Consider the following 16,673-nt stretch of genomic DNA (forward strand, 5'->3'; position numbering starts at 1 on the left):
TCATAAAGTTGTATGTTGTAGACAATTTTATGATATCAAGCTTCACTTCTAACATCTTTTGTTTCATCTGAGGTTACCTGTGAGTTTTCGATATCAATAACTTGTAAATCGACATCAAAATAAAAAAGGAGGTTGTGGGTCTAAATGAAAGGCAAGCAACAACAAGATTTTAGAGTAGAAAAGTACATCCGTTATGGTATCCGGAAATATAGCTTTGGAGCAGCATCAGTAGCAATTGCAGCTGGTTTGATGTTCCTTGGAAATGGTGCGGTATCAGCAACGGAAGTTCAAGGTGCTGAAGCATCAGTAGCTGCAGCTACTGCCCCAGCAAATCAAGCGGATTCTAATAAAGAGAAGGAAGCCGTTAAGCCAGAAACTAAAGTAGAGGAAGCTAAACCAGAGGTTAAAGCAGAGAAAGCTAAACCAGAGGAAGCTCCGAAAGAAGTAGTAGCTCCTAAATTGGATAAGGCTCAATTAGAAGCTTATGTTAACCAGGTAGCAGGAAATATAGCTGCAGGTAAATATGCAAACAAGACAGACGAAAGTTTGGCTCTTTTGAATGCAGATTTGGAAGCGGCAAAAGCAGCTCTTTCAAGTGCTACTAGTCAAGATGAGTTAAAAGCTGCTTACAACAAACTTGTAACAACTGTAAACTCAAAACTACAAAACAAACCAGTTGAGAAAAAAGAAACTCCAGCAGTTGATACTACAAATGGTAAAGAAACTGTAGGGAAGAAAGCGGAAAACACTGAGAAAAAATCTGAGTCAAACGCAATTGAAAACACTGGTTCTAAAGATGAACGTAATGGCAAAGAACTAGTCCAAGGCTCACACTTACGTTCAGCTAATGAAGGGTATACAGCTGCTTCTAAAGAACAAAGAAAAGAAAATGGTGAATTTCTTGGTTCTACAGGTAAATCTTACAAAGTACTAGATGGTAACGCTAACTATAAAGTTTATGTTCATGGTTATCAATCTGAGAACACTGATGTGCCTGCGGCTAATAATGGACAAGCAGGGACAAGTGGACGTACAGATATTCCATTATCTAAAACAGAAGCTCAAAAAGTGGGACGTGAAGCAGAACTATGGAAAGGGAAACTTCGTGTCACTGGTAAAGCTAACAACAATAATACATGGGGTGCAGGTGGTGCTTACGAATACTTAACCACAGAAATCTACGGATATACTTATCAGCAAGGAGACCACTATGTATATCTTACTGATGTAAAAAAACGTTTTAGTTTATCACCAGAGGCAACTGCTGCAGGATACACAATAGCAAAAATTGAAGCGAGCAACTTACCTCCTGGATTAGCTTATAATGCAGCTACAGATACTGTAGAAGGATATATAGCATCTACTCTTCAAAATGGTGTATATGACATGCGTTATGTCCTAACTATAGAGAAAGGTGGAGCTACTCAGCAAGTTGCTTTCAGAGACTTAACAGCTGGATGGATTGGATGGCAAGATAGCTCTGCACCACGTATTCAAGGAACATCAAAATTGGTAACAATAGGAGATCAAGTTACTAATAATATTAAATATGTTGATAACGATGGAATGACTCGTGATGAAAGAGCTGGTTATGTATACAGAAGTAATGGAGAAAAAGTTGTTGCCGGTTCAAAAACTGCTCCTGGAGGCACGAATGGAGCAACCTTTACTGCAGTTGATGGATCTAAAATAAATACCGAGAACGGACCACAAACTGTCACAGCGCATACAGCATTGAATGGTGTGTATTCAGGAAGTAAGACAACAATTAATGATGTTGTGCCAGGATTAAGTTATGATCCAAAAACTGGAGATATTACTGGAACAGCGTCAGAAGCTGGAATTTATACAGCAACTGTTTATGCAAAAGACTACAATAATACAACCAATGCGAGAAATCAGGATTGGAATATGTATGGTCAAGAAGCCCATGAAAATATTACAATCGCAGTAGCACCTAAAATTACTGTTAAGAATGTTGAAGCTTATGCAACAACTGTACCTGTGACAATTTCAAAAGGTGCTAACAAAGCTGAAATTACAATGCCAGATGGAACAGTCACAAAACTTATGGTTAAAGATGGAAACTGGACAGTAGCTGCAGGCACTACAAACACAGCGGTACAAGAAGGTGCGGTATTAGGGGCTGCATCTACAACAGGAGATTCAACTCTTAACTTAACCGTAACACCAGAATCTACTAAATATGTAGGTGTGGATAATATTGTAGCGAAAGCAACAACTGATAAGGTTAAAGCAAATATTCAACGTGAATTTGCTATGGTAACTGATGCAGCAGGTAATACGCATAAAGCGGTATTTAACAGTGCAACAGGTAGATATTCATTACCTACTGAAAAAGCTTATGAACTAAAAGACAATGGCAATGGCACATCAACTCTTATTGAACGTCGTGTATATACAGATGCTCAAGCAAATGGTGATGTTAAATTTGTTGTCTATGAATTTGAACGTACATGGAATACAACATCTTCAGCGGCAACATTAGTAGATAAAATCGCTGAAATTCGTAAAAATGGTGAGGTAACTGCAGTAGGAGCCGTTACACGAACAGAGACTCTAGTTAAAAAAGATAACACATCATCAGAACAAGGAATGGTAGTTACAGTAAGTTATGACTCAGTAACAAACCAATGGACATCTTCTGATGGTTCAGCAGTAACAGCTAAAGCAACAGCAGCTGGTTGGGACGTCGAAACAGCATCAGGATTTAAAGGGTATGTAGCATATCGCGAAGCAAGCTCAACAGACGTAGCATCAATTCAAAATGCTAAACCAACAGGAACTTCAACAAGTTATTCAGAAGCAAAAGATGCATCAGTAGACTTAATTAAATCACCTAAAGCAAACGTAGCATTCGCAGATACAATCGATGATAAAACATCAGCAACAGATTCTGACACTATCAAAACAAAAGTAACAGTAACTGCACCAGATGGAACAGTAACTAATTTTGATGGAGCTCAAGCAGAAGAAACAGCTTATATTCAAGCACAACGTACAGCGGCAGCTAAAACTCAAGCGGCAGCAACGGCTGTAAAAGAATATCAAGATACACAAAATGAATTAGCACGTCTTCAAGAACTATTAGATCGTTCAACAAGAACGGTAGAAGATGCTCAAGCAGCATTAGATGACTTGAAGCTACGTACAATTTCTCCAACGGCTCAAGAATTAGCAGAGAGAAAACTTGCTAATGTAAAAGAGTTTAAAGCATCTATTGAAGCACAATTAGCAACAGCTCAAACAAATCTTTCAACAAAAAATACTGAAGTAGAGTCAACACGTACTGCAGCTTTAGAAGCTGAAAAAGCAGTAGAAACTGCACGTACAGCTCTTAAAACAGCTGCAGAAGCAAATCTAGCTAAAGCTAACGCTTATGTACTATCCCAAAAAGGACGTTACAAAGTAACAGTAAGCGCAGTAGATTCAAATGGGGTTGTGACAACTCCAACAGTCGGTGGAACAAATACTGGTGAAGTTACAGAAGATGCAGTAGCAGAAACAACTTACTACATCGTAGTAACAGAACCAGAGAAATCATCAGGCGCTCAAGGTCAAAAACAAACTGACTCAATGGCCGACAATTTCAATGATGGAAAAGAAGGAACTACAGTATCAAACTACAAACTAGTAGATCCAAAAACAGGAGCAAAAGTTGAATCTGTAACAACTGATGAAGGAACATACACTGTAGATCCAAATACAGGTGAAGTAACGTTCACTCCAGTAGAAGGATTTGTAGGAACTGCAAATCCGGTAACAGTAGCGGCTGATGTAACATTTAATGATGAATCAGGAAATCCAGTAACAGTAGCGGTAGAAAATTCATATACACCAACTGTATACGGAATTGCACCATCTACAGATGAAACTACAGGAAAACAAGGACAACCTCAAACATCTAAATCAGGAAAAGATCGTTTCTCTGAATTAAATAATACAGATAATACATTAGATGGCACAAACGTAGACTGGACAACAGCTGCCTACTCATTAGAAGGAGCTAATGCTGAAGGTAAAGTGGTAGTTGATGGAGAAGGAACATACTCAATCGATCCAACAACAGGTGTAGTAACATTTGAACCACTTCCAACATTTACAGGAAAAGCTAAAGGTGTTAATGTACAAGTATCAGTAACAGCCACTGACTCAGAAGGAAACAAAGTTCCAGTTACTTCAAAAGGAAAATATACTCCAGAAGTAACACCAGTAACACCGACAGGAGCACCAGTTACATCTGAAGGAAAACAAGGACAAGAACAAACAGGTAAACCTGTCTTTACACAAGGTGATGAAACAGCACCAATTACAATCAACGAGCAGCAACCAGCTAAATTTGTAGTAAATGGACAACCAGTTGATGACAAAGAAATTCCAGCTACAAAAGATGGAAAAGAAATTGGTAAATACGTAATCGATCCTTTAACAGGTGTTGTAACATTTAAACCAAACAAAGACTTTGTTGGTACACCAGATCCAGCAACTGTTGAAGTTAAAGATAAAAATGGAACGCCAGCAACAGCTACTTATACACCAACAGTGACTCCAGTAGTTCCAACGGCAACACCAAAAGAAACAACTGGAAAACAAGGTCAACCACAAACTCAAGAAACAGAGTCAATGTTCAAACAAGGTGATGAAGTAGCACCAATTGATAAGACAACTGTTAAATTGGTAGACCCAAGTGGTAATGAAGTAACAACAATGCCAGCGATGAAAGATGGTAAAGAAGTTGGAACATACACAATTGATCCAACGACAGGAGTTATCACATTCCAACCAAACAAAGACTTTGTTGGTACACCAGATCCAGCTAAGGTTGTAGCGAAGGATACTAACGGAACTAAGGTAGAAACAACTTACACACCAACAGTAACTCCAGTAGTACCAACAGCAGAACCAAAAGAAACAACTGGAAAACAAGGTCAACCACAAACTCAAGAAACAGAGTCAATGTTCAAACAAGGTGATGAAGTAGCACCAATTGATAAGACAACTGTTAAATTGGTAGACCCAAGTGGTAACGAAGTAACAACAATGCCAGCTACAAAAGATGGTAAAGAAGTTGGAACATACACAATTGATCCAACAACAGGAGTTATTACATTCCAACCAAACAAAGACTTCACAGGCACACCAGATCCAGCTAAGGTTGTAGCGAAGGATACTAACGGAACTAAGGTAGAAACAACTTACACACCAACAGTAACTCCAGTAGTACCAACAGCAGAACCAAAAGAAACAAAAGATGTACAAGGTGCAACTCAAACTGGTAAACCAACATTCACACCTGGTGCTGATGAAGTGCCAATGGATGATGATACTCCAGCGACATTCGAAGATGGTTCAAAAGAAAAAGTAATTCCAGGAGAAGGTACTTACACTGTAGCTCCAGATGGAACAGTAACATTCGTACCTGAGAAAACATTCACAGGAACAGGAACAGGAGTAACGGTTAAACGTGTAGATAAGAACGGAACACCAGTAACGGCTAAATACACACCAACAGTATTACCAGCAACTCCAACAGCAACACCAGCTGAAACAACAGATATCCAAGGTGCGTTACAAAAGGGATTACCACAATTCTTAGGAGGAAGAGTATCAGTAGATGGAGTACAAAAAATTGTACCAATCGATGAAACAAAACCATTAGAATTAATCGATCCATCAACAGGTAAAGTAACTAATGAAATCGTGGTACCGGGCGAAGGAACTTACACAGTATATAACGGAGTAGTAGAATTCCGTCCAGAACCACAATTCGTAGGAAAAGCAAAAGGAGTTACAGTCCAACGTGTAGACGTAAATGGAACGCCAGTTTCAACAACATACACACCAAACGTAACCCCTGTAACCCCAACAGCAGAACCAGCTGAAACAACAGATATCCAAGGTAAAGAACAAACTGGCAAACCTGAATTCAAACCAGGAAATCCAAATGTACCGATGAATGACGAAGTACCAGCAACCTTCGAAGATGGATCAACAACTAAGACAATTCCAGGCGAAGGAACTTACAAAGTAAATCCAGACGGTACAGTAACGTTCACACCAGAGAAGACATTCACAGGTAAAGGCACAGGCGTAACAGTTAAACGTGTAGATAAGAATGGTACCCCAGTAACAGCTAAATACACACCAACAGTAACTCCAGTGACTCCAGAAGGAACACCAGCTGAAACAACAGATATCCAAGGTAAAGAACAAAATGGTAAACCTGAATTCAAACCAGGCAACCCAGAAGTTCCAATGGATGATGAAGTACCAGCAACCTTCGAAGATGGTTCAACAACTAAGACAATTCCAGGTGAAGGAACATACACAGTCTCACCAGATGGAACAGTAACGTTCACACCAGAGAAGAACTTCACAGGTAAAGGCACAGGCGTAACAGTTAAACGTGTAGATAAGAACGGAACCCCAGTAACGGCTAAATACACACCAAACGTAACCCCAGTAACCCCAACCGCAGACCCAGCTGAAACAACAGATATCCAAGGTAAAGAACAAAATGGTAAACCTGAATTCAAACCAGGCAACCCAGAAGTACCAATGGATGATGAAGTACCAGCAACCTTCGAAGACGGTTCAACAACTAAGACAATTCCAGGTGAAGGAACATACACAGTTTCATCAGATGGCACAGTAACGTTCACACCTGAGAAGACATTCACAGGTAAAGGCACAGGCGTAACTGTTAAACGTGTAGATAAGAACGGTACGCCAGTAACGGCTAAATACACACCAACAGTAACCCCAGTAACTCCAGAAGGAACACCTGCTGAAACAACAGATATCCAAGGTAAAGAACAAAATGGTAAACCTGAATTCAAACCAGGCAACCCAGAAGTACCAATGGATGATGAAGTACCAGCAACCTTCGAAGATGGATCAACAACTAAGACAATTCCAGGCGAAGGAACTTACAAAGTAAATCCAGACGGTACAGTAACGTTCACACCAGAGAAGACATTCACAGGTAAAGGAACAGGCGTAACTGTTAAACGTGTAGATAAGAATGGCACACCAGTGACAGCTAAATACACACCAACAGTAACTCCAGTGACTCCAGAAGGAACACCTGCAGAATCTGAAGGACCTAAAGGGCAACCACAAACAGGAACACCTGAATTTAAACCAGGAAACCCTAATGTACCAATCGATGAAACTGTTAAACCAACATTTGACGATGGCACAACTGAGAAGAAAGTACCAGGCGAAGGAACATACACAATCGATGAAAACGGTAAAGTAACGTTCACACCAGAACCTGACTTCGTAGGAAAAGCTAAAGGTGTGACAGTTAAACGTGTAGATAAGAACGGAACACCTGTAACAGCTACTTACACTCCAACAGTTCGTCCTGATACTTCGTTCGTTGATAAAGATGGTAAACCACTTTCACCAACAGAAGATGGAACTAAACCAACTAAAGATATCCCAGGATACAAGATTGTTAAAACTGAAGTAGACGAAAAAGGAAATACAAAACACATCTATGAAAAAGTTACGACAACTTATAAAGATAAAGATGGTAATGTAATTCCAGGAACAACTACTGAAGAAGGTACAAATCCTAAGAAAGATATCCCAGGTTACCGCTTCGTAGAAACTAAGAAACTTCCAAACGGTGATACAGAGCACGTTTATGAGAAAGTTAAGACAAGTCACAAGGATAAAGACGGAAATGAAATTCCAAACTATCCAACAGAAGATGGCGAACAACCTAAGAAAGATATCCCAGGTTACCGCTTCGTAGAGACTAAGAAACTTCCAAATGGCGACATCGAACACGTTTATGAGAAAGTTAAGACATCATTCAAGGATAAAGAAGGAAATGAAATTCCAAACTATCCAACAGAAGATGGCGAACAACCTAAGAAAGATATCCCAGGTTACCGCTTCGTAGAGACTAAGAAACTTCCAAATGGCGACATCGAACACGTCTACGAAAAAGTTAAGACATCATTCAAGGATAAAGAAGGAAATGAAATTCCAAACTATCCAACAGAAGATGGCGAACAACCTAAGAAAGATATCCCAGGTTACCGCTTCGTAGAGACTAAGAAACTTCCAAATGGCGACATCGAGCACGTCTACGAAAAAGTTAAGACATCATTCAAGGATAAAGAAGGAAACGAGATTCCAGGTAATCCAAGTGAAGATGGCGAACAACCTAAGAAAGATATTCCAGGCTACCGCTTCGTAGAAACTAAGAAACTTCCAAATGGAGATACAGAGCACGTCTACGAAAAAGTTAAGACATCATTCAAGGATAAAGAAGGAAACGAAATTCCAGGTAATCCAAGTGAAGATGGCGAACAACCTAAGAAAGATATTCCAGGCTACCGCTTCGTAGAAACTAAGAAACTTCCAAATGGCGACACAGTTCATGTTTATGAAAAAATCATTCCTTCTGTGAAACCAGAACCTGCGAAACCATCAAAACCAGCTCCAGCTAAACCGGCTAAGGAATTGCCTAATACTGGTACAGAAGATCACTCAAGCCTAGCAGCTCTTGGACTTCTTGGAGTATTGAGCGGATTTGGTCTTGTGGCACGCAAGAAAAAAGAAGACTAATGTTTTAATCATTAAAGATTAAACAAAGGAATTCAATTTCATAAATGAAAACCCAACTAATCAAGTGATTAGTTGGGTTTTTTATGTGGATTATCTATTTTTCCATGCTTGGTAACGGGTATCAATCAATAATTGGGTAAGGCGTCCCATGGTTTCCCTTTCTTCTGGAGTGAGGGATTGAGCTTGGACAAAGAGATGATGAATGTGTTCAAGCGCCTTTAAGGATGACAGGTCATTGATGGAGCTAATCCCAGCATCTAGAATGGTGCCAAAGAAGAGGTCGAAGTAGAGCTGAAGCTCCTCGTCAGGGACTGTTGCCACCCATTCTTTGAAGGTTGTGTCAACTTGTTGACTATCACTGTTGATTTTATCCAGTTGGACGAAGTGCTTGTCCTCAATCTGCCAACTAAAGGTATCGTGCTGGGCGATACCACCTAAGGCAGTACTGTGCACGATGATTTGGTGGTTAGGGATTTCCATCATCATACCGATAATGGACCCTTGTGGGATGAAGACCTTGCTTCTATCCATTATCCTTTGATAGCCCTCGGTTTGTGTCAGTTCTTTATGGAGACCAGGCGCATCAAAGGTATAAACTGCTGTGATTTGATTTTGCAAGCTTTGCTCAATTTGACTAGCAGCATAGATAGCTAGATTTCCTCCCTTGGAATGTCCAGCCAGAATGACCTTTTGCTTAGGATGGTGGACAAGAAAATTTCTTAAATAGCGTAGGGCGTGCTTTTGAGCAGGAATTTCCTTCATATAGGTCAGGTGGAAATCTTCCTTCCAGCCAATGATACTGTCATCTGTCCCACGAAAGACAATCAGATAGGTATCGAGAGTGAGGCGGTAGGTCATAGCCGCAAACTGTTTTTGCAGCTCAGGGTCGATATCATTGATAAAATGGGAGAGTTTGCAATTTTTGAAGCGCTTGTGTTGAGCTAGTTCATCTAATAGCTGGAGGCGGTTTTTACTGGTCAACATGTTAGACTCTCTTGGAATGAGAGGTGCCAAGTCTAAAAGTCGCAGAGGACTTGTGGAGACCAGATTATCAAAGGAGAGATAGGTGATTTCTGTTAAGGCTAGAATGTCTAGCTCATTCAAAGGAAGGTCGTAAAAGGAATCGTGTGCGACATCTTTCAGATAATCAAAAATATTGGCCATTAGAGCTCCTTTCTTTTTTATTTATCTTATCAAATTTCCCTCAAATTAGCTAGTAGGGTTGCCTCATTTTGTTGGCTAAAAACAAGCTCTTTCAAATTCAGTTTCAGACCTTCTAACATGGAAAAATCTGTTATAATAATAGAAAAGGAGGAGCGCATGCACAAGATTTTATTAGTAGAAGATGATCAGGTCATTCGTCAACAGGTCGGGAAAATGCTCTCTGAATGGGGATTTGAAGTGGTTCTGGTAGAAGACTTTATGGAAGTTTTGAGCCTTTTTGTCCAATCGGAACCTCATCTGGTCCTCATGGATATTGGACTGCCTTTGTTTAATGGCTATCACTGGTGTCAGGAAATCCGCAAGATTTCCAAGGTGCCTATCATGTTTCTGTCTTCGAGAGACCAGGCTATGGATATTGTCATGGCAATCAATATGGGCGCGGATGACTTTGTGACCAAGCCTTTTGACCAGCAGGTCCTTCTAGCCAAGGTTCAGGGCTTGCTGCGTCGTTCCTATGAGTTTGGGCGTGACGAGAGTTTACTGGAATATGCTGGTGTTATCCTCAATACCAAATCAATGGATTTACATTATCAAGGGCAAGTCTTGAATTTGACCAAGAATGAATTCCAGATTTTACGAGTGCTGTTTGAGCATGCGGGCAATATTGTAGCGCGTGACGACCTCATGCGGGAACTTTGGAACAGTGACTTTTTCATTGATGATAATACTCTCTCTGTCAATGTGGCTCGTTTGCGTAAAAAGTTGGAAGAGCAGGGCTTGGTAGGATTTATCGAGACCAAGAAAGGGATAGGGTACGGACTGAAGCATGCTTGATTGGAAACAATTTTTTCTAGCCTATCTGCGCTCCCGTAGTCGTCTGTTTATATATCTGATTGCTTTAGCATTTCTGGTTTTGCTCTTTCAGTTTTTATTTGCCAGTTTGGGAATTTACTTTCTCTACTTTTTCCTGCTGTGTTGCTTTGTAACCATCTTATTTTTCACTTGGGACATATTGGTGGAAATGCAGGTCTATCGCCAGGAAATTCTCTATGGGGATAGGGAAGCTCAGTCTCCTTTGGAAAGAGCCTTGGCTGAAAAATTAGAAGCGCGTGAGATGGAACTCTATCAGCAGAGGTCAGATTCAGAAAGAAAACTGACGGATTTGCTGGATTACTATACCTTGTGGGTCCATCAGATAAAGACCCCCATTGCAGCCAGTAAACTCTTAGTTGCAGAAGTGGTCGACCGCCAACTGAAGCAGCAGTTAGAACAGGAAATTTTCAAGATAGACTCCTATACCAACCTAGTCTTACAGTACCTGCGTTTAGAAAGTTTCCATGATGATTTGGTCTTGAAGCAGGTGCAAATCGAGGACTTGGTCAAGGAAATAATTCGTAAATATGCTCTTTTCTTTATTCAAAAAGGCTTAAATGTCAATCTACATGACCTTGATAAAGAAATCGTGACGGATAAAAAGTGGCTGCTAGTGGTTATTGAGCAAATCATCTCAAACAGTCTCAAGTATACCAAGGAAGGTGGTCTGGAGATTTATATGGAGGGGCAAGAGCTTTGTATCAAGGATACAGGAATCGGGATAAAAAACAGTGATGTCCTCCGAGTCTTTGAACGTGGCTTTTCAGGATATAATGGGCGCCTGACCCAGCAATCATCTGGACTTGGACTTTACCTATCTAAGAAAATTTCTGAAGAACTGGGGCACCAGATTCGCATCGAGTCTGAGGTTGGAAAAGGAACGATAGTGCGGATTCAGTTTGCTCAAGTGAACTTAGTCCTTGAGTGAGAAGAGTAGATAAGAGCCCAGGATAAGACAACTGGGCTTTTTTATCTTTAACTGTGTATCCTAGTAAATTATTTGCTTGGGCGTTTTCGGTTGAAAAAATCAAAATGGAGCAATGGGTTGTCAAACAAACTCATCACGCTTATTTATTAAACTGCATCTTCTTTTATAAGAGATGCAGTCTTTTGTTCTTTGGATAAGGAAACAAAAATTTCTTTATATATCTGTTCAATTGATAGATTTCTTCAGAGAAAGACTGTAAAATTTTTGATATAATATGAAGGATAGACTGACGGATACTTAAAGGATAATTCTCAAAAGAATTACAGGTGAGAAGAAAAATATGTAAGATTGGACAAAAGTCTCTCTACCATCATCCATACAGAAACAAGATTATTATGAAATAAAAGGAGTAACCAATGACCGGAAACTATTCAACACGTGAATACCGTGAGAAATTATATGATGATCTTCATGTTCGATTAAGAGATACAGTGATTTTGATGTGTGCGATTTTTATTGCCTCTATCGGACTAAATATGAATTCAACAGCTGTCATTATTGGAGCCATGCTAATTTCCCCTCTTATGACACCGATTGTTGGACTGGGGTTTGGTTTAGCTATTTTTGATACGCGTTTAATCAAGCAATCTCTAGAGGTTTTATTTACTCAAGTATTGGTCAGCTTGCTTGTCTCGGCTCTGTATTTCTGGATTTCTCCCTTATCTTATGAAAGTAGCGAATTGATTGCACGAACCTCTCCAACCATTTGGGATGTTCTTATTGCTATTGCTGGTGGGATAGCAGGCGTAATTGGATCAAGGAAAAAAGAAGCAAACAATATCGTACCAGGAGTAGCCATTGCAACAGCTCTGATGCCACCTATCTGTACTGCAGGTTACGGTTTAGCTAATGGAAATGTACGATTTTTATTTGGGGCTCTCTATCTCTTCTTGATCAACTGTGTCTTTATCATGCTAACCAACATTGTTGGAACAAGAATTTTGATGAGAAAATCTCCCTTAAGTTCATTTAAAGAGCTAAATATTAAAATGAGAATTGGGTTGATATCCTTGATTGTATTATTGATTCTTCCAGCTAGTTATTCAGCAGTCACTCTGACGATAGATCAAGCGCGAAAAGAAGGAATCAAACAGTTTGTAGGAAAAGAGTTCGCCAATCACACGGTCATTAATCAAGTCTACAAGTCAAGGGACAATGAATTAGTCTTGACGGTTGTTGGAGATCCGATTTCAGAAGAAGAATTAGAAACGCTCCACCAAAAACAAGCCTCTTACGGTATTCAATCTGTTCAATTGAAAGTCAATCAAGTTCATAATTCGACAAAATTAGACAGTGATACGACTAAGGAATTTTATGAAACCATTAACAAGTATATCGATCAAAAACTCTCTGAAAAGGATTCACAAAAAGATCTCGTAAAAGAAAATGAAGCAGACAAGGAATGAGGATATTGACCTTATCTAACTCATGAAAGAAAATCTTGTGTGGTGGTTTGGTCAATCACTACTAGCTCGGATTAAATAATACTCTTCGAAAATCAAATTTAAACCACGTCAGCGTCTCCTTACCGTACTCAAGTACAGCTTGCGGCTAGCTTCCTAGTTTGCTTTTTGATTTTCATTGAGTAAAAATATAAAAAGCAACAGCTGTTTCAGTTGTTGCTTTTTAGGTATCTAGGATTTTATCCCAGGTTTTATTTCTTATTTCTCAACGCGTGATTTGTTGGCGATATCAGCTAGGATAGCTTGAACAAAATCATCTACTGAGACAGTTTGTGTTTCTTTTTGGCCGTAGCGACGAACGTTGACTGTTCCGTCTTCCATTTCCTTATCCCCAACGATTAATTGGTAAGGAATCTTGCTTGTTTGTGAAGCACGGATCTTGAACTGCATTTTTTCATTGCGCTCATCTACATCTGCACGGACACCGCGGTCACGGAGTTTCTTAGCCACTTCCCAAGCGTAGTCCACGTGTTTCTCGTTAGAAACTGGGATGAGGGTTACTTGGTGCGGTGCAAGCCATGTTGGGAAGGCACCCTTGTAGTTTTCAATCAAGATAGCTGTGAAGCGTTCCATGGTTGAGATAACACCACGGTGGATCATAACTGGACGGTGCTCTTCACCATCAGCTCCGATATATTTGAGGTCGAAGCGTTCTGGAAGCAAGAAGTCAAGCTGGATAGTCGAAAGGGTTTCTTCTTTACCAAGGGCAGTTTTAACCTGGATATCTAATTTTGGTCCGTAGAAGGCTGCTTCACCTTCGGCTTCAAAGTAGTCCACACCCATTTCATCAAGGGCGGCACGAAGCATGGTTTGGGCATTCTCCCACATCTCATCGTTATCAAAGTACTTGTGAGTATCTTGAGGGTCGCGAAGAGAGAGACGGAAGCGGTATTCAGTCAAGTTGAAGTCTTCATAAACATCGATAATCAACTGAAGGGCGCGTTGGAATTCTTCTTGGATTTGTTCTGGAGTCACAAAGAGGTGACCGTCGTTGAGTGACATTTCACGTACACGTTGAAGACCAGTAAGGGCACCAGATTTTTCATAACGGTGCATCATACCGATTTCAGCGATACGGATTGGCAACTCACGGTATGAGTGAATATGATGTTTGAAGACTTGGATGTGGTGTGGGCAGTTCATTGGACGAAGGACAAATTCTTCCCCGTCCCCCATATCCATAGTTGGGAACATATCTTCTTGGTAATGATCCCAGTGACCAGAAGTCTTGTAAAGCTCAACAGAAGCAAGTGGTGGAGTGTAGACGTGTTGATAGCCTGAAGCCAACTCCTTGTCTACGATGTAGCGTTCCAACTCACGACGAATAGTCGCACCATTTGGCAACCAGAATGGCAAACCTTGACCAACCTCTTGAGAAATCATGAAGAGATCAAGCTCTTTACCAAGTTTACGGTGGTCACGTTCCTTAGCTTCTTCACGCATTTGAAGGTAGTTTTTCAAGTCTTTCTTATCAAACCAAGCTGTACCGTAGATACGTTGCATCATAGCGTTATCACTATTTCCACGCCAGTAAGCACCTGCTACATGGAGAAGGTGGAAGATTTGGATGCGGCCTGTTGATGGGACGTGAGGGCCACGGCAAAGGTCTACATATTCACCCTGACGGTAGATGGTCAAACCACCTTCGTCTTCTGAGTGTTCTTCAATCAATTCCAACTTGTAAGGGTCGTTCTTGAAGATTTCACGTGCCTCGTCTTTAGTAACTTCTTCACGGATTGATGGGAAGTTTTCTTTGACAATTTTTTGCATTTCTTCTTCGATACGAGGAAGGTCTTCGTTAGAGATTTGACCAGCTGTGTTGTCAGTATCGTAGTAGAAACCATCTTCGATGGCTGGACCAACTCCCAAGTGAATGTCTGGGAAAAGACGACGAGCTGCTTGGGCGAACAAGTGAGCAGCTGAGTGACGCAAGATTGGAAGGGCATCTTCGTGATCAGGTGTCACAATTTCGATGCTTCCATCTTCAGTGATAGCACGAGTAGTGTCGATAAGTTTACCGTTGAATTTACCAGCCAAGGCCTTTTTAGCTAGGGAATTGCTGATAGATTGGGCAATTTCAAAAGTTGTTACGCCAGATTCGAATTCACGAACAGCGCCATCTGGGAAAGTAATGTTAATCATGATGTTCTCCTTACTTATATTATTGACGAATGTGTTAACCCTATTCTGAGAACAGGGACAGAGGACTGTGAAAGCTAGAAAAAAAGCGACATCCTCGAAAGGACGTCGCAACGTGGTTCCACCTTCATTTATGTTCCTCAAAAAAGAGGGACACCTCTGATTGGCTCTAACGTGGCCACCGTTTTATGTTTTCATAAAAGTTAGTAGAGTAGTATCAGTTTAGGCTCTCTATGCGTTTCCAGCAACCACGCACTCTCTAGTAGAAAGGGACTAAGTGACTTGTCTCTATGGATTATTATAGCATGATTGTGAGATTTTTCAAGATATTTGTAGATTTTTTTGAATTTTCTTCATTGAAGGAGTGCTTGGAAGGAGTGCTTGCTATGCTTTGTTAGGAGTAATGTGAAATCATCTTTTTGATAAGTCTTTACCTTGATAAAAGTAGTGTTCTGGATTTAGTAAGAGTGGGTTAAAGGTCACTCTTATACAGTATTTTTTGTTATAATATTAAAAAGATATATAAGAGGAAATGAGGAGAAAGAATGACAAAAATAGCTATTCTTTCAGATATTCATGGAAATACCACCGCCTTGGAGGCTGTTTTGGCAGATGCTCGGCAGCTAGGAGTGGATGAATACTGGCTTTTGGGAGACATTCTCATGCCAGGGACAGGGCGTAGAAGAATTTTGGACTTGTTGGATCAACTACCGATTACGGCTAGAGTTTTGGGAAACTGGGAAGACAGTCTTTGGCATGGTGTCCGCAAGGAATTGGATAGTACTCGTCCTAGTCAACGCTATCTCTTGCGCCAGTGCCAGTATGTTTTAGAGGAAATTTCCCTAGAAGAAATTGAACTGCTCCACAATCAACCTCTCCAGATTCATCGTCAGTTTGGGGATTTGACGGTGGGAATTAGCCATCATCTTCCTGATAAGAACTGGGGGCGTGAGTTGATTCATACTGGAGCACAAGAGGACTTTGACCGCTTGGTGACCAATCCACCTTGTGATATTGCTGTTTATGGTCATATTCACCAGCAGTTGCTTCGTTACGGGACTGGTGGGCAATTGATTGTCAATCCGGGTTCGATTGGGCAACCTTTCTTTCTAGATGCCCAGTTACGGAAGGACTTGCGGGCCCAGTATATGATTTTAGAGTTTGATGACAAGGGCTTGGTAGATATGGACTTCCGACGGGTAGACTACGATGTAGCAGCTGAATTGCAGTTGGCTAAAGATCTCAAACTTCCCTATTTTGAGGTTTACTATGAAAGTCTGGTCAATGGTATCCACCATACCCATGATCAGGAATTTTTGAGAGAATTGGCCCAGAAAGATGGCTACGATAGGGAGTTAGATGCCTGGTTGAAAAGTGGTAACGATTGACATTACAACTAAAAAGGGTATAATAATAGAAAAAGAAGAGTAGAGGCAGGG

Annotated in this window: 7 protein-coding genes and 1 pseudogene; 5 read left to right on the forward strand and 3 right to left on the reverse strand. The window is 40.5% G+C overall.

Annotation, left to right across the window (positions count from 1 at the left end; all coding sequences use genetic code 11):
- Positions 1-144: 144 nt before the first annotated feature.
- Positions 145-8,607: a YSIRK-type signal peptide-containing protein gene (locus LG372_RS05645; RefSeq protein WP_225742313.1), complete on the forward strand. Its 8,463-nt coding sequence runs from the start codon at positions 145-147 to the stop codon at positions 8,605-8,607.
- A 90-nt stretch (positions 8,608-8,697) separates the two neighbouring features.
- On the opposite strand, the gene LG372_RS05650 is transcribed toward LG372_RS05645, so the two are convergent.
- A complete protein-coding gene (locus tag LG372_RS05650; RefSeq protein ID WP_125852133.1) occupies positions 8,698-9,771 on the reverse strand; it encodes a DUF2974 domain-containing protein in 1,074 nt (357 codons plus the stop codon).
- A gap of 156 nt (positions 9,772-9,927) precedes the next feature.
- Between LG372_RS05650 and LG372_RS05655 the strand changes: the two genes are divergently transcribed.
- From LG372_RS05655 to LG372_RS05665, 3 genes are all read left to right on the forward strand, one after another.
- Positions 9,928-10,605 (forward strand): response regulator transcription factor, encoded by a 678-nt coding sequence (locus tag LG372_RS05655; RefSeq protein ID WP_000548991.1) that lies wholly within the window; start codon positions 9,928-9,930, stop codon positions 10,603-10,605.
- Positions 10,598-11,572, forward strand: coding sequence for a sensor histidine kinase (locus LG372_RS05660; RefSeq protein WP_225742314.1), 975 nt, complete (start codon positions 10,598-10,600; stop codon positions 11,570-11,572). Before LG372_RS05655 ends, LG372_RS05660 begins: the two co-directional genes overlap by 8 nt.
- A gap of 416 nt (positions 11,573-11,988) precedes the next feature.
- Positions 11,989-13,038 carry a DUF389 domain-containing protein gene (locus LG372_RS05665; protein WP_125852135.1) on the forward strand — a complete coding sequence of 350 codons (1,050 nt, stop codon included), beginning with the start codon at positions 11,989-11,991 and terminating at the stop codon, positions 13,036-13,038.
- A 255-nt stretch (positions 13,039-13,293) separates the two neighbouring features.
- Here LG372_RS05665 and thrS read toward each other — a convergent pair whose 3' ends face one another.
- Entirely contained in the window at positions 13,294-15,237 is a 1,944-nt protein-coding gene (gene thrS / locus LG372_RS05670) for a threonine--tRNA ligase (RefSeq protein ID WP_225742315.1), read from the reverse strand.
- A 78-nt stretch (positions 15,238-15,315) separates the two neighbouring features.
- Positions 15,316-15,428 (reverse strand): annotated as a pseudogene (locus LG372_RS09800) (AAA family ATPase); the annotation flags it as partial.
- 351 nt (positions 15,429-15,779) lie between these two features.
- Here LG372_RS09800 and LG372_RS05675 point away from each other — a divergent pair.
- A complete protein-coding gene (locus tag LG372_RS05675; RefSeq protein WP_225742316.1) occupies positions 15,780-16,622 on the forward strand; it encodes a metallophosphoesterase family protein in 843 nt (280 codons plus the stop codon).
- The last annotated feature ends 51 nt before the right edge of the window (positions 16,623-16,673 follow it).

This window comes from Streptococcus sp. Marseille-Q5112 (genome assembly GCF_916700555.1).
Classification (GTDB): domain Bacteria; phylum Bacillota; class Bacilli; order Lactobacillales; family Streptococcaceae; genus Streptococcus; species Streptococcus symci.